At 61.6% G+C, this 23,202-nt stretch carries 22 protein-coding genes; 12 read left to right on the forward strand and 10 right to left on the reverse strand.

Going from position 1 to position 23,202, the window contains the following annotated elements; all coding sequences use genetic code 11:
• Nucleotides 1-5: 5 nt before the first annotated feature.
• Both AC0L14_RS09875 and rfbF read right to left on the reverse strand, forming a co-directional pair.
• Nucleotides 6-1,049 (reverse strand): NAD-dependent epimerase/dehydratase family protein, encoded by a 1,044-nt coding sequence (locus AC0L14_RS09875; protein ID WP_123149260.1) that lies wholly within the window; start codon nt 1,047-1,049, stop codon nt 6-8.
• Nucleotides 985-1,824, reverse strand: coding sequence for a glucose-1-phosphate cytidylyltransferase (rfbF, locus tag AC0L14_RS09880; protein ID WP_077381112.1), 840 nt, complete (start codon nt 1,822-1,824; stop codon nt 985-987). The genes AC0L14_RS09875 and rfbF overlap by 65 nt, the downstream gene beginning before the upstream one ends.
• 134 nt (nt 1,825-1,958) lie before the next feature.
• On the opposite strand from rfbF, the gene AC0L14_RS09885 reads away from it, so the two are divergent.
• The 3 genes from AC0L14_RS09885 (at nt 1,959) to AC0L14_RS09895 (ending at nt 5,735) form a co-directional block, all read left to right on the forward strand.
• Nucleotides 1,959-2,351 carry a PIG-L family deacetylase gene (locus AC0L14_RS09885; RefSeq protein WP_473749378.1) on the forward strand — a complete coding sequence of 131 codons (393 nt, stop codon included), beginning with the start codon at nt 1,959-1,961 and terminating at the stop codon, nt 2,349-2,351.
• Nucleotides 2,352-2,724: 373 nt separating this feature from the next.
• Nucleotides 2,725-3,477 (forward strand): FkbM family methyltransferase, encoded by a 753-nt coding sequence (locus AC0L14_RS09890; RefSeq protein WP_473489087.1) that lies wholly within the window; start codon nt 2,725-2,727, stop codon nt 3,475-3,477.
• 173 nt (nt 3,478-3,650) lie between these two features.
• Nucleotides 3,651-5,735, forward strand: a complete 2,085-nt coding sequence (locus tag AC0L14_RS09895; RefSeq protein ID WP_473749322.1) for an oxidoreductase — start codon at nt 3,651-3,653, stop codon at nt 5,733-5,735.
• A 285-nt stretch (nt 5,736-6,020) separates the two neighbouring features.
• Here the strand turns inward: AC0L14_RS09895 and AC0L14_RS09900 are convergent, their stop codons facing one another.
• Complete coding sequence (locus tag AC0L14_RS09900; protein WP_473749324.1) at nt 6,021-6,563, reverse strand: oligosaccharide flippase family protein; 543 nt, start codon at nt 6,561-6,563, stop codon at nt 6,021-6,023.
• On the reverse strand, nt 6,502-7,959 hold the full coding sequence (locus tag AC0L14_RS09905; RefSeq protein WP_473637474.1) for a DUF4214 domain-containing protein: 1,458 nt from the start codon (nt 7,957-7,959) through the stop codon (nt 6,502-6,504). Before AC0L14_RS09905 ends, AC0L14_RS09900 begins: the two co-directional genes overlap by 62 nt.
• Before the next feature lie 408 nt (nt 7,960-8,367).
• Between AC0L14_RS09905 and AC0L14_RS09910 the strand changes: the two genes are divergently transcribed.
• Nucleotides 8,368-9,522 carry a glycosyltransferase family 4 protein gene (locus tag AC0L14_RS09910; protein WP_473749379.1) on the forward strand — a complete coding sequence of 385 codons (1,155 nt, stop codon included), beginning with the start codon at nt 8,368-8,370 and terminating at the stop codon, nt 9,520-9,522.
• A gap of 8 nt (nt 9,523-9,530) precedes the next feature.
• On the opposite strand, the gene AC0L14_RS09915 is transcribed toward AC0L14_RS09910, so the two are convergent.
• The 3 genes from AC0L14_RS09915 to AC0L14_RS09925 are packed head-to-tail and all read right to left on the reverse strand — an operon-like array spanning nt 9,531 to nt 12,437.
• Nucleotides 9,531-10,484 (reverse strand): dihydrodipicolinate synthase family protein, encoded by a 954-nt coding sequence (locus AC0L14_RS09915; protein WP_473749326.1) that lies wholly within the window; start codon nt 10,482-10,484, stop codon nt 9,531-9,533.
• On the reverse strand, nt 10,474-11,469 hold the full coding sequence (locus tag AC0L14_RS09920) for a Gfo/Idh/MocA family protein (RefSeq protein ID WP_473749327.1): 996 nt from the start codon (nt 11,467-11,469) through the stop codon (nt 10,474-10,476). The genes AC0L14_RS09915 and AC0L14_RS09920 overlap by 11 nt, the downstream gene beginning before the upstream one ends.
• Nucleotides 11,466-12,437 carry a Gfo/Idh/MocA family protein gene (locus AC0L14_RS09925; RefSeq protein ID WP_473749329.1) on the reverse strand — a complete coding sequence of 324 codons (972 nt, stop codon included), beginning with the start codon at nt 12,435-12,437 and terminating at the stop codon, nt 11,466-11,468. Before AC0L14_RS09925 ends, AC0L14_RS09920 begins: the two co-directional genes overlap by 4 nt.
• 112 nt (nt 12,438-12,549) lie before the next feature.
• Here AC0L14_RS09925 and AC0L14_RS09930 point away from each other — a divergent pair, with 112 nt between their 5' ends.
• The 7 genes from AC0L14_RS09930 (at nt 12,550) to AC0L14_RS09960 (ending at nt 19,777) form a co-directional block, all read left to right on the forward strand.
• Nucleotides 12,550-13,299 (forward strand): FadR/GntR family transcriptional regulator, encoded by a 750-nt coding sequence (locus tag AC0L14_RS09930; protein ID WP_473546187.1) that lies wholly within the window; start codon nt 12,550-12,552, stop codon nt 13,297-13,299.
• A gap of 41 nt (nt 13,300-13,340) precedes the next feature.
• The gene (locus AC0L14_RS09935; protein ID WP_473749331.1) at nt 13,341-14,927 is read left to right on the forward strand and encodes an ABC transporter substrate-binding protein; all 1,587 of its coding nucleotides are present in this window, start codon (nt 13,341-13,343) and stop codon (nt 14,925-14,927) included.
• Between the two features lie 82 nt (nt 14,928-15,009).
• The gene (locus AC0L14_RS09940; protein ID WP_473749332.1) at nt 15,010-15,969 is read left to right on the forward strand and encodes an ABC transporter permease; all 960 of its coding nucleotides are present in this window, start codon (nt 15,010-15,012) and stop codon (nt 15,967-15,969) included.
• Nucleotides 15,969-16,859 carry an ABC transporter permease gene (locus tag AC0L14_RS09945; RefSeq protein WP_473749333.1) on the forward strand — a complete coding sequence of 297 codons (891 nt, stop codon included), beginning with the start codon at nt 15,969-15,971 and terminating at the stop codon, nt 16,857-16,859. The genes AC0L14_RS09940 and AC0L14_RS09945 overlap by 1 nt, the downstream gene beginning before the upstream one ends.
• Nucleotides 16,860-16,878: 19 nt before the next feature.
• Nucleotides 16,879-17,796 carry a dihydrodipicolinate synthase family protein gene (locus AC0L14_RS09950; RefSeq protein ID WP_473749334.1) on the forward strand — a complete coding sequence of 306 codons (918 nt, stop codon included), beginning with the start codon at nt 16,879-16,881 and terminating at the stop codon, nt 17,794-17,796.
• A 2-nt stretch (nt 17,797-17,798) separates the two neighbouring features.
• On the forward strand, nt 17,799-18,806 hold the full coding sequence (locus AC0L14_RS09955) for an ABC transporter ATP-binding protein (protein ID WP_473749336.1): 1,008 nt from the start codon (nt 17,799-17,801) through the stop codon (nt 18,804-18,806).
• Nucleotides 18,807-18,808: 2 nt separating this feature from the next.
• A complete protein-coding gene (locus AC0L14_RS09960) occupies nt 18,809-19,777 on the forward strand; it encodes an ABC transporter ATP-binding protein (protein WP_473749337.1) in 969 nt (322 codons plus the stop codon).
• Nucleotides 19,778-19,809: 32 nt separating this feature from the next.
• On the opposite strand, the gene AC0L14_RS09965 is transcribed toward AC0L14_RS09960, so the two are convergent.
• Complete coding sequence (locus AC0L14_RS09965) at nt 19,810-20,298, reverse strand: nucleoside deaminase (RefSeq protein WP_123149285.1); 489 nt, start codon at nt 20,296-20,298, stop codon at nt 19,810-19,812.
• A 17-nt stretch (nt 20,299-20,315) separates the two neighbouring features.
• Between AC0L14_RS09965 and AC0L14_RS09970 the strand changes: the two genes are divergently transcribed.
• Nucleotides 20,316-20,552, forward strand: coding sequence for an RES family NAD+ phosphorylase (locus AC0L14_RS09970; RefSeq protein WP_473749338.1), 237 nt, complete (start codon nt 20,316-20,318; stop codon nt 20,550-20,552).
• Between the two features lie 86 nt (nt 20,553-20,638).
• Here the strand turns inward: AC0L14_RS09970 and AC0L14_RS09975 are convergent, their stop codons facing one another.
• Together AC0L14_RS09975 and AC0L14_RS09980 are read right to left on the reverse strand one after the other, a co-directional pair.
• Entirely contained in the window at nt 20,639-22,279 is a 1,641-nt protein-coding gene (locus tag AC0L14_RS09975) for an ABC transporter ATP-binding protein (RefSeq protein ID WP_473749339.1), read from the reverse strand.
• The gene (locus AC0L14_RS09980) at nt 22,276-23,199 is read right to left on the reverse strand and encodes an ABC transporter permease (protein ID WP_473749340.1); all 924 of its coding nucleotides are present in this window, start codon (nt 23,197-23,199) and stop codon (nt 22,276-22,278) included. The genes AC0L14_RS09975 and AC0L14_RS09980 overlap by 4 nt, the downstream gene beginning before the upstream one ends.
• Nucleotides 23,200-23,202: the final 3 nt, after the last annotated feature.

A 23,202-nucleotide genomic window follows, 5' to 3' on the forward strand; every position in this document is an offset into this window, starting at 1 on the left:
TTTGCTCAAACCGCTACCGCAAACTGCGGCATGCGGCGCAGATCGGTATCCAGTTCGCCATCTTGGATCAGCTTCTGCACATGGGCGATGCGCTTGAATCGCTCGCCCTCGAAATCCCCAAGTGCAAGGCCTGCTGCGCGAAATGTGTAATAGAGCTGTTCGATACCGCGCCGCGCCGTCCATTGCGGCTTAAAACCGTGCAGGCGGCGACCAATATAGGTGCAGTCGACGCGATAGCACCGCTTGTCTGGCCCGGCGTCGGGCGCGAACTTCACGCGGCTGTCGGGAACGATCGTTTGCACCAACTCCGCGATCTCCCGAATCTGATAGTTTTCCGTGGTCAAGCCGACATTGAATGCCTCGTTGTGGACCAGCTCTCGCTCGGCTTCGAGTACGGCAATATAGGCCAGCGAAATGTCCTCAACATGGACGATTGGACGCCATGGCGAGCCGTCGCTCTTGAGATAGACCAGGCCGGTCGTGTAGGCCCAGGCGGTCAGGTTGTTGACGACGAGATCGAAGCGGATGCGAGGCGACAGGCCGTAGGCAGTGGAAGCACGCAGGAATGTCGGGCTGAACGATTGATCCGCCATCGGCGCGACCGCTCGCTCCACATTTGCCTTTGAGGCGCCGTAAGGCGTCACCGGGTTGAAGGGAGCATCTTCAGTTAGAAAGCTGTCGCCGGCCGCGCCATAATTGCTGCAAGAGGAGGCATATAGGAACCGCTGGACACCGGCGGCCTTGGCGAGCTGCGCAAGCCTGACCGAAGCGCCGCAGTTGATCTCTTCGGTAAGGAGGGGTCGGTAGTCCCCCAACGGATCGTTTGAAAGTCCTGCGAGATGGATGATCGCGTCGAAGCCGGCGACGTCGTCGATTTCGATGTCACGGATGTCTTTCTCGATCGTCGGCACTTCGGCCAACGTCCCTACGAAAGTGCATGACCGGAAGATGTCGCTGTCTAGTCCCGTGACGTGATGGCCGCGTTCAAGCAGCATCGGAGTCAGGACGGAACCGATGTAGCCGAGGTGGCCTGTAACCAGAACTTTCATCGATCAATTCCCATGTTTTCCAGGGCGCCTGCCCGCTGTCCCACAATTTCTGAAGGAGATGCTTTTCGCGGATGGTGTCCATGCATTGCCAGAAGGATTCGTGGCGATATGCCATCAGTTGGCCGTCGGTTGCGAGCCGTTGCATTGGCGCGTGTTCGAACATGACGTCGTCGCCATCGATATAGTCCTTTATGCCCGGCTCGAGCACGAAGAAGGCGCCATTGATCCAACCCTCTGAGGCCTGTGGTTTTTCTGTGAAGTCGACAACGCGATGGCCATCGAATTCGATGTGCCCGTAGCGTGCCGGCGGACGCACCGCCGTCATCGTTGCAAGCTTGCCATGCGATTTGTGGAAGGCGATCAGTTTATCAAGGTTGACATCCGAAACGCCATCGCCCCAGGTGAGCATGAATGTCTCGTCGCCCATCCAGTCGATCAGGCGTTTTATGCGGCCGCCCGTCAGCGTATTCAGCCCCGTCTCCACAAGATCGACGGACCAATCAGGCAGCGAGTTCGAGTGGCGCTTGACGCTTCCCGATGCGGCATTGACAGTCAAGCTGCCATCGAATGCTACATAGTCACTGAACCAGCGTTTGATGTATTCGCCCTTGTATCCCAACGCGACAGCGAACTCGCGGTGGCCGTATGCATAGTAATGCATCATAATATGCCAGAGGATCGGCTTTGCTCCGATCTCGACCATTGGTTTCGGCCGGATTTCGGTTTCTTCCGCCAGCCGTGTTCCCAATCCGCCAGCCAGAATTCCTACCTTCATTGTTTTCTCACCCCAATCGCCTACAGTGTTTTGCTACCATGCGCAGGTCGGGTTGAACCACACCGAAGAAGGGATGATCGGAACCATCGATGCATGACGTCAGGCATACGATTGGCGCTATGCTCGATACAGCGATGCGTAAGCGGTCTCATCCATTCGACGTAGCAGACTGGCAGGCGACGGCTGTCATCATTGCACCCCATCCCGATGATGAGACGTTGGGATGTGGAGGGGTCGCCAGCAAGAAGTTCAGCTCGGGCGCCGATATCCGGTTTATTTTCGTTACCGATGGTTCGGCATCCCATTCAAATCGGCTTGATATGGAGGCCCAGCGGATCACCGGTGAGGACGAAGCGATCGAGGCGGTTTGCCGGTTGGGCGGATCTGCCGATCGGAGTGGGGAAAAGGGGCAGGCCGACCACGCAAAGGCCTGTTGGTGCGCAATCCCGGCGACTTCAGGTCAAACTGGGAGCAGCAGGAAATCACCTCGCGTGGCTCCCTCAACAGTCTTTCGGTGGCCGATATGAATGACGATGGCCGGCCGGACCTCATCATGGCAATCTGGACGGGCGGTTCGTCGAGCAACTGGTCGGCGAAGGTTTGGAGAACCATCTCGGCGCCCGCGCGGTCGACCTCGACGGCGACGGCGATCGCGAGTTCGTTTCAATTGGATGGGATGCTCCCAAGGATATCCATGTCTGGCGCAACGATCCCACCGTTCCATTGGACCGAAAGGCCGGCAGATACCCAGAATGAGACAATCGGAGTAGCGATCAGCCGGAGGAAGTAGGAGGCGGCCAACCGTTGTCGGGCTCGATCCCGGGTGCACAATCTGTCACCTTCGCGGCGAGCGGCACGGCTGGCCCGCGTCCCGAGGCGTCGCAGATTGGGGAAGAGCGCGTGAGATTGACGGCAAAGTTCCTCGGCGTGTTCTGCGACGCACGCGTCATAGCCAAGGGAGAGGCTGCCGGTCTCAAGCTCGTGGCGCAGAGCGCCGACCCGAACTTTGTTCGCGGCACGTACGAGCCGCCCATCCAACAGGCGATCGCGGCAAACCTGGCGCCCGGCGACGCCTTTTTCGACATCGGCGCGAATATCGGTTTCTTCTGTCTCATCGCCGCGCGCCGCGTCGGGCCGCGCGGCCAGGTCTATGCGTTCGAACCTGTCCCCCGCAACGCCGCCGCTGTCGCAGAAAGTGCGCGGCTCAGTGGGTTCGACACGATACGGGTGTTCGCCGAAGCCGCGGGCGCGACAACCGGTCGTGGCCAGCTTCTGCTCGCCCATCACATCGGCGGCGCCACACTTGCCTCGGCGGGAGCACCGCCGGACATGAATGGCCGCCTGGAAGTCAGCATAGTCACTATCGACGATGCCATCGCCCACCGAGGCCTCAGGCCGCCCTCGCTGGTCAAGATCGACGTGGAAGGCGCCGAAATCGACGTCCTGGGCGGTATGACGGAAACGCTGCGGAGGCACCGTCCGAAGGTGATTTATGAGGTCGACGATGCATCACGCGAGGGGCTCGACCGCAAGGCCCGAAAGATCGCGGAACTCCTGACTGCTGCAGGCTACGCATTGAAACCGCTGCCAGCCTCCTATGGCAATGGAGGATGGCGGGTCGAACACGTCCTGGCGCAGCCGGTGGGCGCCTAAGAACTATATTTGCGGCGCTATCGAAGGGAATCTCATGCAAGGACAGCAAGCGTGATCAAACGGGAAAAGCGAGACGGTGCGCGACTTCTGCCCGGGGCTGCGACACGTCATCGATGCCTTGAAGAACCTCGTACGATTCTCGCGCAGTCCATGACGACGTGAGGAGGGTCTAGTTGTTGCACCGTCATGACTGGGCAGAAACTGCTGAAGAGGCTGGGTCCGGCGTTGCCCGGCCGGAGGTTCTTGTCGCAGACAATTTTCAAGACGAACGCGCCCGCGGTGCGGTAATTGGCACCTTGGCAGTTAAGGGAGGTGTCAGGCGAGGACGCGACATCGAACATCAGATCGCGATCGATCACGGCGCACTTCGTTTCCAGCCGCTCGTCAGGCCAGGCTGGGGCCGGCAAGGGATCTCCTATGGTCCCTTTCAGCGAGAGGCTGGTCTGGTCCTATTGGTCTCGATCACCAACGGCCACAACACATCGCAGGGATCGCCATTGCCTGAAGACCTCGCCAGGCGAGTCTACCGTTGGCTGCGAGGACCCGGCATTGACCCATGGCCCGGCCGTCTGGTTTCCCTGATGCGTGCGCCACGAAAGAGGCTCACCCTTCGCCGTTTTTGGTGGTGGACGCTTAGCACCTCCAGGACCTACCGGGGATCGAACATCGACGAGAACCTGGCTGTCGGTTGGTTCCCCAGTGAGGCGCCGATTAATCCCGTGGAAGAGGGCTGCGGCTTTGTCGTGCATGCCGCCGAAGGCGAAAACGGCGAGTTGTGGGCTCGTGTAGGAAAGCAATGCCTTAGTGCGTTTCGGCGCCTAAAGAACGTTCATGTCTATTACGTCGTGGCGTTGCGAGAGCAGGGCGCTATCTATTATGCGGCAGCCGACCAAAAAGCTCACGGTCTTGCCGCTTTTCCGATGATGCGTCCGATCGCGATCGATCCTTTCAACAAGGACGAAAAGCTGTTTGCGGGTGTTCATCAGTCGGCACTTGGCCAGATCGGGTTTCGGGTCGACACACGCGTCCAAGCGGTTCAAGTCGGGCGGATACCTGAATTTTCGACGCTGTTTGGCACCGCCCACGCTGCCGATGCACTCGTTGAAGGCTGGCCGGGGCAAATCGCTGCGATCGGGGGGCGGTGGCATTTTTCGCAGGACGCTGGCGGTAACCTATCCGTCGTCGATCCTGGTCGCCCTTCAGGATTGATCCACGGACTGCTGGAAATTGGCGCCGTCTCGGATGTGTGTGGTCTCGTCTTTCGGTTTCGGGACAAGGACAATTTTTGGGTGCTGAAACTGTCGACGCTCGGATGGACCTTGGTGCGCAAGCAATCGGGCAAAGAGATTGCGATCGTGACCGGTACGGAACACGCTTTGCGCGAGTGTACTACCCATTCGGTCCAGATTCTTGACTGGAACGGTCAGGTGAGCTGCTTTCTGGACGGGTTTCGCCTTTTCGAAGCGTCTGTCGAGGCCGATTCAGTCGAGAACGCTACCGGAGTAGGTATATGGAAAAGCTTCGACAGCGAGCCGCGCTGGCATAGTTTCGAGGCTCATCCTTGCGAAGTTCCCATCCCATTAATGGCGCCTCTGGGGGCACCTTGGAAGCAACTCGGAGCAAGCCTGTCCTACGCCGACGGCTTTACCGGTACTGCCGGCGAACTAGATCGCCGCACGTCGGAGCTGGGCGGCGGGCAATGGGCCAGAACACTGGGCACCGGGGTCATCGACGTCGACGGGCTGGGCAGCGCCCGTGTGCGCGCGAGCGTAGACAGACCGAACCCGGGTCGAACATTCTATTCACTGCCATGGGACCTACCGGGATTCGCCGATCTCGAGGTCACAATCGAGCCTCCTGGGGAGCGCCGAGGACAAGATCAGCGCGGCCGGGCAGGACTGCTTTTCTGGCAAGACAGCGACAACTACGTTTGTGTCACGACTTGGCTCGACGACGTCTACCAGGGTGCTTCGATTTCGGTGTTCATCAAGCGGCTCGGCTTTGAGGAACTTTATGACGCGGTTTGGACCAATGTGGCGGACAAGGTCGTTTGGGGAAAACGTTTTCGCATGCGCGTTGCATTCGACGGAAATCGGTTTGCAATCTTGATCGACGACGAACTGGTGATGCAGCGAAGCCTCACCGACATCTATCCCGATGATGCCGCCCTTCAAATTTTGCGGGTCGGACTCGCCGTCAACTGGGAGTGGGGAGATGACACGGGCTCGGTGTTCACGTCGTTCAAGGCCCGGCGCTGAGCGAAAGAGCGGTTTCCCTTTCCAAGCCGTGAACGGTTGGGCCTTATCGTACAGGTCCCGGGTCGACTGGGCTTTTTTCCCCCGAATAGAGATCGGCGACCAGCGCGGCTCCCTGCCGTCCCAGTTTTGCCGCCTGCCTGGATCTCCAAGAAGGCCGATGATTTGGGCTGCAAGCGCTTTCGGGTCATTCTTCTCAACCACAACGCAATGGCGGTTTCGACTGCGGCCTTCGTGAGTTGCATCCACACGAGGCTCCACACGCAAACACACCAGCGATAACCATGCCTACGCCCCAACGCGCCGCCGACTACCGAGCCTGTAAGCGTGCGACGGCAAAACAGTCGAAAATTCAGTTGCCGCTTTGAGGACTGCCGCCGGTACGACACCAAACGCCTGGATCACAACGATGGCGCTGGTCCATTTTATGGGCGCCTCCAAACACGGTTGGTCGAACGCGGCCGCGATGGCACCGGCGGATATCCAGATAAGTGCAGTGATCGCAACGCCTGTCGCCGCAAGGAGGCAGAAAGCCGAACCAAGGTGGATGGGATCGATTTCCTCTCGCTGGATATTGGCGTCAGGTAGACCCCTCGTTACCGGAGCAGCCGGAATATTGGGCACCACCATGGCGAGCGCCGCAAGCCCGAACGCCTCGGGGCCAAGGTGCCGCGCCACACCACAAATATGCCGAACATTGCGATCTGTCGGCCCCAGGTCTTGACAGCAGCCCAAACAGCGCCAGTGACGACCTGTCGGCCGAAAACGTTCATTGAACCCCCTGCTGAGTCTCGTTCTGAAACAGAACCGTGTGTCTCGAGCGAAACTCATACGAATGGATCAATTCCGCCACGATCTGTTCTCCACTTACCTCGCCGCTGTCCAGTTTCGATACGTAAGCAGAAAGCCCCTGGCCGTCTGGCTCCCGTCCCAGCAATGTCCGATAGAGAAGGGCCACAAATTGCGCATTTCCAAGCCCAACTGGCTGATTGTCAGTCCTGAATTCGACCGAAAGCAACATCTTCGTCAGTGTCGGAAAGATAGATGGATCCTTCTTCATCGCGACGACCTCGCGCCACTGCTCGGTCGGAGACGGCATGCGACGCAAGATTAGGCAGTAAGCATATGCAATCTGGTTGGCATGGTTGAAGGCAGACTTGTCGAACGCATCAAGCGAACAGGGGTGAAATGCACCGGCATCGGCAATGGGGGGTACCGACGTCTGGGCCGCAGGCGGCAAGCTCTTCGTCGAGACCGTCGGCGAACTCAAGCCGGCATCGCCGTCCGCAATGACTTTCTTTACGGCATCATATGCCAGCTTTTGCCCGCTCGGCGCCCATAGCCCGTTGTCACGCTTCTTCAGGCGGACGAGGCCCATAAAGGCCTCGTAGCTTGGCGCCCAGTACGTCTCGTCGAGCAGTTCGTAGATATGGGCAGCCTCCAATCCATATAGAGATTGATATCTGCGCAGGAGCGTCATGATCTGGACCAGACCTTCGGCCTGCTGCTTTTCCCCTCGTTGGCTGCCGCCACTGTAGTTGAACTCTGTCAGCCAGATGGGTTGGCCGAACGTCGCCAGGAATTTGAATGCTTCCTCCGGGTCACCCTCGTAAAGGTGCCAGACCGATATATCCCATTTGATACCGTCCTGCAGCATGCGGATGAACGCTGCGCGGTGACCCCAGCCGGCCGTTCCCATTGCTTTTCTTATGGTCGGATCCACTGCGACGGTTGCATCCGATAGACCGCGCAACACTGCGCTTACTTTCGCCCAGCGCGGACTGAAATAGTCGGACGTCTCGGTGCCCCCGGCAGGGCCCCAGGAGCAGTTGTATTGTATTCCGCTGTCCTGCATCTCGCAGGGCATCAAGATAGCGTAGTTCTCCATCTCGTTGCCAAGCTCCCAAACGCGGATGTCGTCCTTGAAGCGGGATACGAGTGTCGACGCGAGATCGTAGGCCTGCGCATAGAGGTCATCGACGGATTCATTGTCGAGGTCTAGTTCGGGCGTGATTACCGGTAGGATCTGGACTCCGCGCTCCTTGCCCGCTTTGACCAGTTCGGCAAGTTTGGTGGCGCTGTCGGCGCTGGAAATGTTGACGCGATACGACTTCATGCCGAGGTCGCGGATATAGTCGAGTTGCTGTTCGATCGATATCCCAGGATAGGCGTTGAAGGGATGGCCGTTCACCCCCCATAGCAGATCCGCTGCGCACGAAGCCGTCATGCCCAGCAGGCATGCCAGGGTTGTCCAAAGACGTCTGGTCGCGGCGACGGCCCGTCCAATGGAACCTGGTTGCGATGGATTGGTCGGCCGCTGCATCAGCGCGAACTTGCTTGTCTTGCGCCAGACATTTTCGGCATCACTCCATTCGCTGAACTCTGCCTGACATCCATCCGAGCACGATGATTGAGACCTGCCGCACTGCCCAACGCAGTCTACCACTGCCGCGCCACGCCGAACCTCAAACATTTGGCGTAAACGCCCATGATTTGCCACGCCATTCGGATGAGAGCTGCCGGGAAGCCTCTCGGGCAAACGACCGGTTACGTCCCAAAGGCCAAGATGACCCTGCCGTCTTGGTCGTCCAAAGTCGCGGAACTGAGACATGGCGCTGGTGACCAAAACCCTGTGATGACACGACATTGGACGATCAACGGCCGTTTTCTCGCGCAGCCGACCACCGGAGTTCAGCGGTACGCACGCGAGATCGTTTCGGCGCTGGATGCCTTGATCGTGGGCCAAGCTCCCTTGGCGCGGGATCTAACGGTCGAGTTGCTGGTCCCACCGGGGACGCTTGACAAATTGTCCTTAGCCGCGATCCGTGTCAGGACTGTCGGCAGCTTCGGGGGGCATGCATGGGAGCAAGCTGTGCTTCCGGCCTATCTTCGCGGCGGCCTGCTCAGCCTCTGCAATACGGGCCCTCTCGCCGTACGCCGGCAGGTGCTGTGCATTCACGACGTCAATACACGGGCATGCCCACAGAGTTATTCATTTCCATTTCGGCTTCTTTACCGCACCTTAATTCCTGCCTTGGGCAGGACCGCGCTTAAGGTCGCGACAGTATCGCAATACTCTGCAGGTGAACTGACGCGCTATGGCGTGTGCCCGGCGGCAAAGGCCGAGGTTGTGGGTAACGGGCATGAACATGCGCTGCGATGGGCTTCTTGTCACTCGGAACAAACCCTGGCAGTTGCCGGCCCTGGTACGATCGTCGTACTCGGCAGTTCTATCCCGCACAAAAATGTCGGCTTGATCATTGGCATGCACGACCGCCTTGCCGCGGCGGGGCTACGGGTTGTTGTTGTGGGCGCGTCAACGCCCCGTGTTTTCGGCAGCATTGGCAACAAGACGTCGACGAACGTCATTTGGCTGGGAAGAAGGTCGGACGCGGAACTCGGCGCACTTCTGCGCGATTCCCTATGCCTCGCGTTCCCCTCCCTGGTTGAGGGTTTCGGACTGCCGCCCCTCGAAGCCATGACACTTGGATGTCCGGTGGTCATGTCGGACCGTGCCAGTCTGCCCGAAATCGGCGGGGATGCGGTTTTGTACGCATCACCTTGCGATGAGAATGCATGGTTCGATTGTTTCATGCGCCTGGTCCACGAAAAAGGCCTCAGAGCCAAATTAATCGCACGCGGTCGCGCAAGGACGGCCCGATTTCAGTGGGCCGCGTCGGCTCAACGGTATTTGGAACTGATGGCCAGCGCGGATGGATTTCCAGAAGTGCCACCACTTAGGGAAGTCGAATGCAATCCGAATGAGCGACGTGCGGCCGCAGCGCCCTGAACCGACGGTCACTGCCACCATTCGGGGAAGGCCGTGCGTGCGGCTTCGGCCAGCGTCGCGATCTCCCCGTCGGGAACCGAGCTGTAGGGCCAGAGCAGTCGCGGGCCAAGCGGCGCCCAGCCGCCGGCCGCCGCCATCGCTTTGTCGAGCGCCGCATCGCTGACAGCGTAGCGAGCGCGAAAAGGCAGAACGTGCGTGGCGAGAAAAGCCTGGATGCGCGTCTCGACCTCGGCAGCGGCTGCGACGTTGGTGCGGATCATCTGCCACCACGTCACCGCGCCCTTCGGGTTGAGGCAGGCAACATTGGAATAGCTGCCATGGGCGCCCTGTGCATACCCAGTCGCCAGCGTATGGCCGGGCACGAAGACCGAAAATCCCGGCAGTTCGCGGCGCATGTCGGCGTACCAGCTGGCGTCGCCGCCCGGCAGCTTGGCGCCGACCAGCGACGGCACGGCTGCACGCAGCCCGGCGATGCCTTGGAGCGTCAGGCGGTGCTTGGCGTGCGGTGGATTGTATAGCACCAGAGGCATGTCAGGCGCGGTCTCGCAAAGACCGCCGACGAAGCGCATGACCTCGTCATCGCTGGGCGGCCACCAGTCGGGCAAGGTGAATTGCACTGCCGCCGGGCAAAGCGCCGACACCCGCATCAGCCGCTCGCGCGCGACGCGCGGATTGGACTGGCTGATGCCGATCTGGAAGGGCAGGCGCGAGCGGCCGGCTATCGCGGCCACCAGGTCGCAAAGACGATCGAACTCGGGTTCGGTCTGGCAGTGGAATTCGCAGGCCGTGCCGTTGGAATAGATGCCATCGACACCTGATGCACAGAGCCGTGCGACCGTCTCGCCCGTCGCCTCCCAGTCGATCGCTGCACGATCGTCGATGGCCAGCATCACCGCGCCCCAGACGCCGCGCGGCGCGTGTGCGGGCAAGTGGCTCAGGTGGTCGTCCGGTTCAGCGCGCACCGGCGATCTCGTGTTCGCGCCGGGTTTCGTTCGACGCAAAGGCGGCCTCGATGATGCCGATGATCTTGCGACCATAGGCGCCGTCGACCGGCACCGGCTTGTCGTCGGCAATAGCATCGCGCATCGCGCTCCACTCACGCACCAGCGCATTGTGCATCCAGTTCGGCTCGAACGAACCGGGCAGGTCGATCCAGGTGGTATCGCGGCCAAGCATCGTGCCGCGGTCCATGTCGATGCGCAGCGTCCCCTGCTCGCAGACCAGGTCCATGGCGTAGCTGGTCGCGCCATTGCGATAGCCGACGCTCTGCATCTGGCCGAGCCCGCCGCCGGCGAAGCGCAGTCCGAGCAGGGCGGTGTCGTCGGCTTCCTGGTCATGGAACTTGGCGCCGAGCATGGCGCTTACCGACACGACGTCGTCATCCATCAGCCAGACCAGGCGGTCGAGCGCATGAATGCCGGCGGTCAACAGCATGCCGCCGCCGGTCGCCTTGCGCAGATGCCAGTCGCGGCGATTGTGCTCCATCCACAGCTTGATGATCCAGCTCGATCCGATGAGCGGCCGGCCGAGCGCTCCTTCCTCCAGCACCTGCCTGGCCGCCATGCAGGGCAGAGCGAAATGCATGAGATGGGCGACCATCAGCTTGACGCCACCGGCGGCCACTGCGGCGTTGATCGCATCGCAGGCCGCCGCCGTCGGCGCCATCGGCTTTTCGAGCATGACGTGCTTGCCGGCCCTTGCCGCACCGATCGCCATTTCGGCGTGGAGATGGTGAGGACTGGCGATGAGGACGGCGTCGACATCCCTGTCGTCGAGCAGCTTGCGCCAGTCGGTGTAGCCGCGACCACCGTGTTCGCTGGTGAAGGCGGCCAGGGCATCGTTGTTCCCGCGGCACGATGCGACGAGATGCAGACCGTGCACTTGCTTGATTGCCCTTGCGTGGGCGGCGCCGAAATCGCCGGCTCCGATAATGCCTATTCCAATCATCGTCCTGCCTTTTCATACGCGGCGTCGATCAGCGACATCGCCGCAACATAGTCATCGATCGAACTCGCCGGCGGCACTTTTCGAGCCAGCCGGTCGAGCGTGTCGCTCATGCACAGGCGGTAGCGCGTCGCCGGCAATTCGATCGGCAAGTCGACGATAGCGCCATCGTCGAGCGTCGCACAGATGGTGCGGTCGCCATAGTCGATGAGGGTCGCATTCTCACTGACGATGCGCCACTCGAAATCGCCGCCGGGGCGCATTGACGCGAAAGTGTATCCCGCCTCGACGACGAACAACGCTCCGGCAGCGTCTTCCAGCATAAGCAGCGCATGATCCTCGACCAGGGCGCGGTGAATGCGGTTCTCGATCGAAACGGCTTTCAGTCCAAGCCCGCCGGTTGCCAGGCTGAGCGCGGCGTCGACGCCGTGTATGCCGAGGTTCCTCAGCGCGCCGCCGCCGCCGATCGCCGGATCCACGACCCAGGCAACGCCTTCGGCCGCGTAGCGCTGCGGCGGGCCGTTGACCAGCCGGAACTGGCAATGCGCAACCGCACCGGCGCGGCCTTGGCTGCGCAGCCGTTCAAAGGCAGCGACGGCCGGCCCAAAACGGTTGGGCAGGGGAACACTGACAAACGCCTTGTGCTGCCTCGCCAGGTCGCGCAGCGCGGCCAACGCTGCGGTGCTGCTCGCCGCCGGCTTTTCCAGGATCAGCGGTATGCCGGCTTCGATGACGGCCCGCGCCCGCGCCGGCACCGTCGAAGGATGTCCCATCAACAGGACCACGTCGGGCGGGTTGGAGAGGATTTTCGCAAAATCGGTGATGAACGGCAAATGATGGCGCGCCGCGAAGGCGCGCGCATGCTCCGCGTCCTCATCCCAGATGCCGGCAATCTCGGCGCCACAAGACTTTGCGGCGTCGAGATGCATTTCGGCGTGCCAATGGCTTGAGCCGGCCAGAACTATCTTCATTCAGCGATGTAATCCTCTTGCTTGCAGGATATCCTATAAGTCGCTATGCTACAAGCATCGACCGCTTTTGCGACGCGCCATCGGGCGCATTTGCAGCGGCTCTGGGAGCAAAATGCCGGAACCCAAATCGATCTCGGAGACCAAGTTGATCTCGGAACAAAAATCGATCGAACCGCTGACCCGACCGCCGCTGCTTCACGTCAGCGTGCAGGAGAGCCTCAGGAAATATATCCAGAGCAACAAGCTCAAGGCGGGGGACCCCTTGCCTCCGGAGACCTTCCTGGCGCAGCGGCTCGGCGTCGGCCGCAACTCGGTGCGTGAAGCGATCAAGGCGCTGGAGTCGATCGGCATTCTGGAGACGCGTCGCGGCATCGGTGTGTTCGTCAAGGAATTCTCGTTCAAGCCCTTGCTGGATAATTTGGCATATGGCCTGCAGGATTCGTTGCGCGACGTGGAGGAGCTGCGCGAGATCCGCCGGGTCCTTGAAACCGGCCTGATCGCCAAGACCATCGAGATGATCAGCGCCGAAGACATCGCCGCGCTGCGCCAGCTGACCGAAAGCATGCGGCGGCGCGCCGAGCGCCAGGAGAGCTTTGCCGAAGAGGACCAGCAATTCCATCAGCTGCTGTTCCGCTGCCAGAACAATCACATGCTGAGCGCGCTGATCGACATCTTCTGGGTGGCGTTCAACAAGGCCTCGAACTTCACCAGCCTCGACAATCCAACACCGCTGGCGACATGGCGCGACCATCACGAGATCGTCGAGGCCGTCGCCGCCAAGGACGTCGACCGGGCGCGTCAGCGCCTCGACGACCACTACAGGGGGATTCAGCAAGTCATCGCCAAAAACCGGATTACCTGACCCAACGCCGGACTACCTGACAATGCCAAGGGAGGAAAATCATGCGCATCAAGACTATCGCTCGTCATCTGGCCGTTACCGGACTGCTGCTCGGCGGCATCGGCCTGGCCACCAGCGTCCAGGCACAGGACGCCAAGACCATTACCGGGGGCTTCGACGTCGGCCCCGGCGGCTTTCCCAAGAACTTCAATCCGCTGGCCGCGACCGGCGGCTTTACTTGGCTCAGCACCTATTTTGAACCGCTGGTCATCTACAACGCCGAACTGACCGAACTCGAAGGCGATCTGGCCAAGGACTACAAGGTCAGCGACGACAAGCTGACCTATACGTTCAACCTTGCCCAGGAGAGCTGGCACGACGGCAAGCCGTTCACATCCAAGGACGTCAAGTTCACACTCGAGCTCGCCAGGAACAAAGCCTCCGGCAGTTTGTTTGCCGCGCGCCTCGGCGACATCGCGTCGGTCGACGCGCCGGACGATCGCACCGTGGTCGTTAAATTGTCGAAGCCCAACGGCTCCTTCCTGTCGATTCTCTCGCAGGTGATGATCCTGCCGGAGCATGCCCTGGCCGCGATGCCGCCGGAAACGCTGGCCACGAGCACCTGGTGGTCCACCACTCCGGTCGGCACCGGCCCCTTCAAGTTCAAGCGCTATATCAGCGATCAATATGTCGAACTGGCCGCGGATGACGACTATCGCGGCGGCAAGCCGAAGGTCGACGTGCTCATCAACAGGTATTTCGAAAGCCCGGCGGCGGCCGTTGCCGCGCTGCGCGCCGGAGAAATCCAGTTCACCTATGTCGAGCCCGACGATGCGGTATCCTTCAAGAGCGACAGCAATTTCAAGGTGATCGAGGGCGCCTCCTATGTGGTCAACTACATCGGCCTCAACCAGAAGGTCGAACTCTTTAGGGATGTTCGCGTGCGCCAGGCGATCATGTACGCGATCGATCGCAATGCGATCATCGAGAGCCTCTATGGCGGGGCGGCCAAACCGGCCAATTGCGGCTACGTCGCGCCGCACCTGCTTCCCGAAGGCCTCGAACCCTATGCCTATGATCCGGCAAAGGCCAAGGCTCTGCTTGCCGAGGCTGGCTGGGACAAGATCAACGGCGACAAGCCGATCACCTTGCTGACCTATTACGGCTCGCCGCAAGCGGCCAATGTGATGGCTGCCATCCAGTCGATGCTGGCCGAGATCGGGATCAATGTGGTGCCGCGCGTCGTCGATACGCCGACTTATAACGGCATCGTCTACAAGGAAGGCACGCCGGACTGGAGCGCGTTTGCGATGGTCTATGCCGGCCTGCAGAACGGCCCGAATCCGGCTGGCATCAGCCCGGGTCTCAACAGGTCCCAGATCCCGCCGGCAGGCTTCAACACCATGCGCATCGAGTTCGACGATCTCAGCGCTGCATTGGACGCCGCGCTCGGCCAGACCGATCCGGCCAAGATCGATCAATCCTGGCAGCAAGTCTGCAAGGTGATGAACAAGGATCTGCCCTGGGCGACATTATGGGTGGCCAATCGCTATGGCGTCGCCTCCAACAAGCTGCGTGACTTCGTCTGGACGCCGGCGCCGGCCGGCGGTCCTTATGCGGCTCACCCGGAACGCTGGAACATCCAGTAAAATGGCTGGCGGGCCACTCCGGCCCGCCAATGAAACGGGCCGGCACGATGCCGGCCCCGCTCACCATCACCACGGACAGCCAATGCTGAGTTTCATTGCCCGCCGCAGCGCTACAGGACTGTTGATGCTGGTCGCCCTGAGCGTCCTCATCTTCATCCTTCTGCGGCTGGCGCCCGGCGATCCGATCGACGCCTATATCAATCCGTCCAGCCCGATGTCTGCTTCCGACCTCGAAGTCCTGCGTGACCGGCTTGGGCTCGACCAGCCGCTTCCCGTGCAATATCTCGCCTGGCTTCGCGCTGCGCTCGGCGGCGACTTCGGCTATTCGATCCAGCGCGGCGGCGTTGCCGTGCTGCCGCTGGTCATGGAGCGCATCGGCCCGACCGCGCTGTTGATGAGCACCGGCTTGGCCATCGCCATCGTGCTCGGCATTTCCGCCGGCATCTTCAGCGCCGTCCGCCGTAACGCGCTGCCCGACATCGCTCTGTCGGTGGTTTCTTTCGTCGGCATCTCAAGCCCGGCTTTTTTGACGGCACTTCTTGGGCTGTACTTTTTCTCGGTGCTGCTGCGCTGGGCGCCATCGGGTGGCATGCAGACCGCCGGCGCACCTTTTTCCGTATCGGACGTGCTCGCGCATCTCGTCCTGCCCGCCTGTCTGCTGTCCATCGGACACGCCGCGCTGATCATGCGCTACATGCGCGCGTCGCTGCTGGAGGTGCTCAACCAGGACTATGTGCGGACCGCGCGCGCCAAGGGAGTGCGCGAATTCTGGGTGATCATCAAGCACGCGACCCGCAACGCGCTTTTGCCTGTTATCACCCTGATCGGCTCGACGGTCGGCATCGCGATCGGCGGCGCCATCTTCCTCGAAAGCGTGTTCAACTGGCCGGGCATGGGCCTGCTGCTGGTCAACGCCGTCGGCACAAGGGATTACCCGGTGATCATCGGCGCCAGCCTGGTAATCGGCATCTGCGTCATTCTGGTCAATCTCCTGACCGATATCGTCTATGCGGTCGTCGACCCGCGCATTCAGGTGTCGTGATGACAATCACCGCGCCAGATCCGATAGCCGTGCCGCAAACCAGAGGACCGCTCCGCCGCGCGCTCGACCGCTTCTTTGAGAACCGTGCGGCGCGCGCCGGTCTGTTTATCGTCATCCCCATCCTGCTGGCGGTTTCGACCTATCCTATATGGTGGCCGTTCAGCCCCAACGCCATCGATCTCAGGGCGATCAACAAGGGACCGTCCGCCATTCATTGGCTAGGCAGCGACGGCGTCGGCCGCGACGTCATGGCCCGGCTGCTGCAAGGCGGGCGGATCTCGCTGCTGGTCGCCGTATGCTCGGTCGCCATATCGATCGTCATCGGCTTCCTGGTCGGCGCCGTCGCCAGCTTCGGCGGGCGCCTTGTCGACGGCACGGTGATGCGCTTCGTCGATCTCGCAATGACGCTGCCGCCGGTGATCTTCCTGCTCGTGCTCGCTTCGATTGCCGGCACCGGCATTGCGCCGACCATCCTGGTGATCTCGCTGCTCTCCTGGCCGGTGCTGTCGCGCATGGTGCGCGCCCGGCTGCTCGAGCTGCGCGAGCGTGACTTCGTCGTCGCCGCCCGTGGCATGGGGGCGGGGCTGCCGCATCTCCTGTTCCGTCACGGCCTGCCGAACTGCATCGACATTCTTGTCGTCTACGCCACGCTGCAGATCGCCAACGCCATTCTACTCGAAGCCGGTCTCTCCTTCCTCGGTCTCGGCATCGCGCCGCCCGAAGCCAGCTGGGGCAACATGCTCAATCTCGCCCGCTCCACCGTGGTGCTCGAGCAATATCCCTGGCAGTGGATGTTTCCCGGCGCCGTCCTCGTGCTCACCGTCCTGGCCATCAACTTCATCGGCGATGGCCTGCGCGATGCATTCGACCCCCGTTCCGATCTCACCTGACCTGAAGGTTTTTTCAAAAATGCCCCTGTTTACCGGCGTCGTGCCACCTGTCGTCACCCCGCTCCATTCCGATTTCAGTGTCGACTTGCCGTCGTTCACCCGGACGATCGAAAACCTGCTCGACGGCGGCGTCCACGGGCTCTTCGTGCTCGGCTCGACCAGCGAAGTAGTCTTCCATGACGAGGCCGGCCGCAGGGCCATCATCGAGCACGCGGTCAAGGTCAACAACGGCCGCGTTCCGATCTTCGCCGGGGTCATCGACCCGACAACCGATCGTGTCATCAACCACGCCCGGACAGCCAGATCGGCCGGCGCCGACGCTGTTGTGGTCACGGCGCCCTTCTATACCCGCACCAGCCAGCCCGAGATCGGCGATCATTTCCGCTATATCAAGGACGCGGTTGACATCCCGATCATCGCCTACGACATCCCGGTCTGCGTCCATGTCAAGCTGGAGCGCAGGACCACCGTCGGCCTTGCCAGCGAAGGCGTTATCGCCGGTATCAAGGATTCCAGCGGCGATGACGGCAATCTGCGTTATGTGCTCAAGGACATGGCCAACGATCCGAGTTTCTTCGGCATGACCGGGTCCGAGATCCTGGTCGACAGCGTGCTTGCCATGGGTGCGCATGGTGTCGTGCCGGGCCTTGCCAATGTCGACCCGCACGGCTACGTCAGGCTGTGGAACCTGATGCAGGCGGGTCAGCACGCCGAAGCCCGCCTGGAGCAGGAGCGGCTGTTGAAGCTGTTCGAGATCGTCTGGATCTCGCTCGGCAGGACAAGCGCCGGCTCGGCCGGCGTCGGCGCCTTCAAGACTGCGATGAAGAGCCTCGGCATCATCGCCTCCAACACCATGGCGCGGCCGCAACGCAGCTTGAACGACGAGGAAACCGCAAAGGTCGAAATTATCCTTCGCGACGTCGGATTGCTGCGCTGACCGTGGACGCTCCGATCCTTTCGATTTCCGGTCTGCGGGCGGTGTTCCGTATCGCCGGACGCGACATCGCCGCCGTGCAGGGCGTCGATCTGGTGATAGGTTCTGGCGAGACGGTCGCGCTGGTCGGCGAGTCCGGATCGGGCAAATCCGTCACCAGCCTGTCGATCATCGGCCTGCTGCCGAAGAAGATCGGGCGCATTGCCGAGGGATCGATCGCGCTGCGGCGCAGGGACGGCACTGTCACCGAGCTGACCGGCCTCGATCCTGAGTCGCTGCGCAAGGTGCGCGGCAACGACATCGGCATGGTGTTCCAGGAGCCGATGACCAGCCTCAATCCGGTCTACACCATCGGCGAACAGATCGCCGAGCCGATCCGCATCCATCTCGGCAAGTCGCATCGTGATGCGGCCACTGATGCCGTGCGACTGCTGGCTCAGGTCGGCATTCCCGATCCCGATCGGCGGGCGCGGCAATACCCGCATGAGCTGTCGGGAGGGATGCGCCAGCGCGCCACCATCGCCATGGCATTGTCCTGCGATCCGACCTTGCTGATCGCCGACGAGCCGACCACTGCGCTCGACGTCACCATCCAGGCCCAGATTCTCGACCTGCTGGCCGAGCTGCAGGCGCAACGCGGCATGGGCATTCTGTTCGTCACGCACAATCTCGGCGTCGTTGCCGAGATCGCCGACCGGGTCGCGGTGATGTATGCCGGGCGTATCGTGGAATCGGGTCCGGTGAGCGAGGTGTTCACTCGTCCGCGTCATCCCTACACCGCCGGGCTGATGCGTTCGGTGCCGCGGCTCGGCCAGGCCACCATGCTGAAGGCAGCAGGAACGCCACTTCCGACCATCGCCGGCAATGTGCCGTCGCTGGCCTTGCTGCCCAATGGCTGCTCCTTCGCGCCGCGTTGCGCCCTGGCTGTCGATGCCTGCCGCACTGCTGTACCGCCATTGTTCGCGGCGACACCGACCCAGCAAAGCCGTTGTTTGCGCTGGAAGGATCTTTGACAATGGACACCCCCTTCCTTTCGGTGAGGAACCTGACCAAGCATTTTGCGCCGACGGCGTTCTCGCGCGGTCCCGTCGTCAGGGCGCTGGAAGATATTTCCTTCGACATTGCGCGCGGCCAGGTGGTCGGTCTCGTCGGCGAATCCGGATCGGGCAAGACCACGATCGGCCGCTCGGTGCTGCGTCTCATCGAGCCGACGTCCGGCGAAATAAGATTTGACGGCGTCGATATCACCAGCCTGAGCGCCGGGCCGCTGGCTCGCCAGCGCCGCAAGATGCAGTATATTTTCCAGGATCCGTTCGCCAGTCTGTCGCCGCGCATGACCATTGGGCAGATCCTGACCGAAGGTCTGGATATTCAGGGCATCGGCAACAGGCGCGAGCGGCGGGCGAGGGCGGAGAAGGCACTTGCCGCGGTCGAGTTGCCGGTCGATGCCTATGACCGCTACGCCCACGAATTTTCAGGCGGGCAGCGTCAGCGCATCGGCATCGCCCGGGCGCTTACGCTCGAACCCGAATTCATCGTCGCCGACGAACCGGTCTCTGCCCTCGATGTCTCGATTCAGGCGCAAATCATCAATCTTTTGCGCGACCTGCAGGTCCGGCTCGGTCTGACCATGCTGTTCATTTCGCATGACCTGGCCGTCGTCGAATATATCTGCGACACGGTGATCGTTCTCTACCTCGGCCGGATCATGGAAGTCGCGCCTGCTGCCGCGCTCTATGCCCGGCCGCAGCATCCCTATACGCGCGCGCTGCTTTCGGCCATTCCGTCGCTCGACCCACTGGCCAAGCAGGGCCGGCAGGTGCTGAAGGGCGACATTCCAAGCCCGGCAAATCCGCCAACCGGGTGTGTTTTCCGAACCCGTTGCCCGGTTGCCCTGGATGCTTGCGCCGGCATCGTCCCGCCATTGCGGGCAACAACGTCCGATGGCCATCTGAAGGCCTGCATTCGCGACGACATCGCCTAGCACTCACTCGTTTTCCGCGCGCGCCAATTGAGCTACTTGTCTTTCCAGAAATCGGCCTGGAGTTGCGCCGCTTCATCGGCAAGCAGCGGGCCGACGACTTCAGTCGGACGCTGCCCAGCTTCGAAAACGATCGTGCAGGGGAGGTCGAGTGTGGGATTCTCGACGTGTGCACCCGTCAACCCTTTGACGTCATGTTCGCTCTGCCCAAAGACGACCCGTCCGATGCCGGCCCAATAGATTGTCCCGGAGCACATCGCGCAAGGTTCGGCCGAAGTGTAAAGTGTGCAGGAGGCCAGCTTTTCGAGACTGAAATTCATCCCCGCCCACGAGGCCAGCAGCCTTTCGGCATGAGCGGTGCGGTCGCCCCCTCCGGATTTGTAACCGTTGAGTTGCTCGCGCAACACATTGCCGTCTTTGTCAGCGAGGAGCGAACCAAAGGGATGTTCGCCAGCATCGCGGGCCCTGCGCGCGACTTCGAACGCCTGACGGAGCAGGCGCTCATCATAGGGGCGTTGTGGCATCGGCAGATCCTCCGGCAGTGCCGTTTGATCATAGTGCCGAACAATCCGCCGACTCAAGTCGGCGGATTCAGCTCGGCGATGAGTGGCTGAACAGCGTCGCCGCTGCTCTGTTCTTTGTACCGTCAGCCATTGTCCCGATCTCGGACGGACCAGACCAGAATGTCCTCGTCAATCCTCGTCATCCTGCCGCGGCCCGAATCAAAACCGTACGAGTCGATCCGTTCGAGCTTGACGTTCGGCTGTTCAAACGCTGACTGCGGGAGGATGAAACCCGGGCCGGTGCAGAAGTCTCCGCGACGCGCGGTTGGCACTGCCAGGCGTTGTTCGCGCATCGCCCGGACTATTGGGCTTGCGTAAGCCATTTGGGCCTGGGCACAGCCTGCAATAGGCTTTGCGTATATTCGTGGCGAGGCGCGCCGAACAGCGCCGCAGTTTGGGCTTCCTCGACGATCCTTCCATCTTTCATGACCATGATCCGGTCGGCGAAATGGCGCACGATCGGCAGGTCGTGGGTGATGAAAATATAGGAGAGGCTGAGCCTGGTCCTAAGGTCGGCCAGAAGATCGATCACCTGCGCCTGGATAGAGACGTCGAGCGCCGAAACCGCCTCGTCGCAGACGATCAGTTCCGGCTCGCTCGCAAGCGCTCGTGCAATGGCGATGCGCTGTCGCTGGCCGCCGGAAAACTGGTGCGGGTAGCGGTCGGCGTGCTCCGGCAACAGCCCCACCAATTCCAGCAGCTCTGCCACTCGAGCCTTCCACCTGTTCTTCGGCAGAATATCGCGGTGGATCACCCAGGGTTCGGAAATGATCGAATAAACGCGCATGCGCGGATTCATCGATCCGTACGGATCCTGGAATACCATCTGGACCTTGCGCCGAAACGCCATAAGCCGCTTCTCGTTCATTTCGAAGATGTTCTCACCGGCAAACACAGCCTTGCCGGCGCTTGGCTCGTTCAGCCCCAACAGCATGCGTGCGACGCTCGATTTGCCGGAGCCCGACTCGCCGACGATGCCGAGCGTTTCTCCTCTCCGGACCTCGAAGCTTATGTCGTCCACCGCCTTGAACGTCCGCTTGCTGCTGAAGGCTCCGGAAGCAAGCACATAGTGCTTGGTGAGATGTTCCACCTTGAGCAGGGTCTCGTCGGCGATCGTCGTCGAACCCTTGTTCGGCGCCTCCGCTGCGTTGCCGTGGGGCAGGGCGGAGATGAGGCGGCGCGTATAGGCGTGCTGCGGATTGCTGAAGACCTCCTTGGCGATGCCTGTCTCCACAACCTTGCCGCCGTTCATGACGATAATCCGGTCCGCCATGGACGCGGCGACTTCGAGGTCATGGGTGATCATGATCAACGCCATGCCGGTCTCGCGCTGGAGATCACGCAGCAGATCGAGAATCTGCGCTTGCACGCTGACGTCCAAAGCGGTCGTCGGCTCATCGGCGATCAGGATGTCCGGTTTCAGCGCGATCGCCATGGCAATCATTACGCGCTGACGTTGTCCGCCCGAGAATTGATGCGGATAGAAGTCAACGCGGTTTTCCGGCTCTGGGGTGCCCACGCGCCGAAGCAGCTCTATGGTCTTGGCGCGTGCGTCCTTGCCGGCTCCCGCGCCGTGGCTCTCATATACCTCCTCGATCTGGCGCCCCACCGTGTAGACGGGGTTCAAATAGGCGAGCGGATCCTGAAAGATCATCGCAATTCTGCGGCCGTTGATGCTTCGGCGCGCCTCGGCACCGAGGCCCGAGAGTTCGACGCCATCGAAGAGGCAGGAACCGGCCACGACATCGCCTGGCGGACAGTCGATGAGATCCATCACCGTGCTGGTGCTGACGCTCTTTCCCGAACCGCTTTCGCCGAGGATCACCAGTGTCTCGCGACGGCTGACGTGGAAAGAGACATCGTCGACGGCGCGTACCGGCTCATCGTCCGAAAGGAAATCGACGGTCAGGCCCTCGACTTTGAGAATGGTCGCGTTGCTCATCGGGCAGCTTTTCGCAATGTCTGAAGACGCCAGCGTTGCTGCGGATCAGCGACGGTGCGCGCCCAGTTCGAGAGGATGTTGAGCGACAGCGTCGTCAGCATGATCGCAAGACCCGGCCAGAATGCGATCCACCAGGCGGTGGCGAGATAGCCGCGGCCGTTTGCCACCATTGCACCCCAGGTAAAGTCAGGTGGCTGAATGCCGAGGCCAAGGAAACTCAGCGCCGATTCCGATAAAATGACGGTCGCGAAATCAATGGCGGAAATCGTCACAAGTGTCGGCAGGACCAGGGGTGCGATATGCCGGACGATGATCCGGGTCGGCTTCGCACCCATGGCTCGCGCCGCGCTGACGAACATGCGCTCGCGCAGCTCCAGCACCTCTGCGCGCGCCGTTCTAAGGTAGATCGGCATGCGCGTGACGGCGAGAACGATCACCAGGTTGGTGATGCTCGGGCCCAGCGTGTAGAGCACGATGAGCGCCAGCAGCAGCGAGGGAAAGCTCATGACGACATCGGCCAGGCGCAGGATGAGATGGCTGTACCAGCGCTCCGAATAGCCCGCTATCAGGCCCAGCGTTCCGCCAACCAGCATCGACGCGAATACCGCAGCCGCGGCAATGCCGAACGTGTTCTGCGCGCCGACAATCAGCCTGGTCAGGATGGGCCGGCCGAGGGTATCGGCGCCGAGGACATAGATCCAGCCGCTGGCCAGCGAGAACGGGGCGAGATTGCGCTGGCGCAGCCCCAGCCGCGAAGCGGCGTCGCCCACCAGCCACGGGCCGAGGACCGCCGCGATGACGACGATCGCCAGGAAAATAGCGGCGGCGAGCGCAAGCCTGTCGCGCTTCAAATAGGAGAGAAGCACGCTGCCGCTGCCTGGAACGGCCGCCGGCTTGATGTCGGGGGTGATGATCGTCATGGC

The sequence above is a fragment of the Mesorhizobium sp. WSM4841 genome, assembly GCF_055811515.1.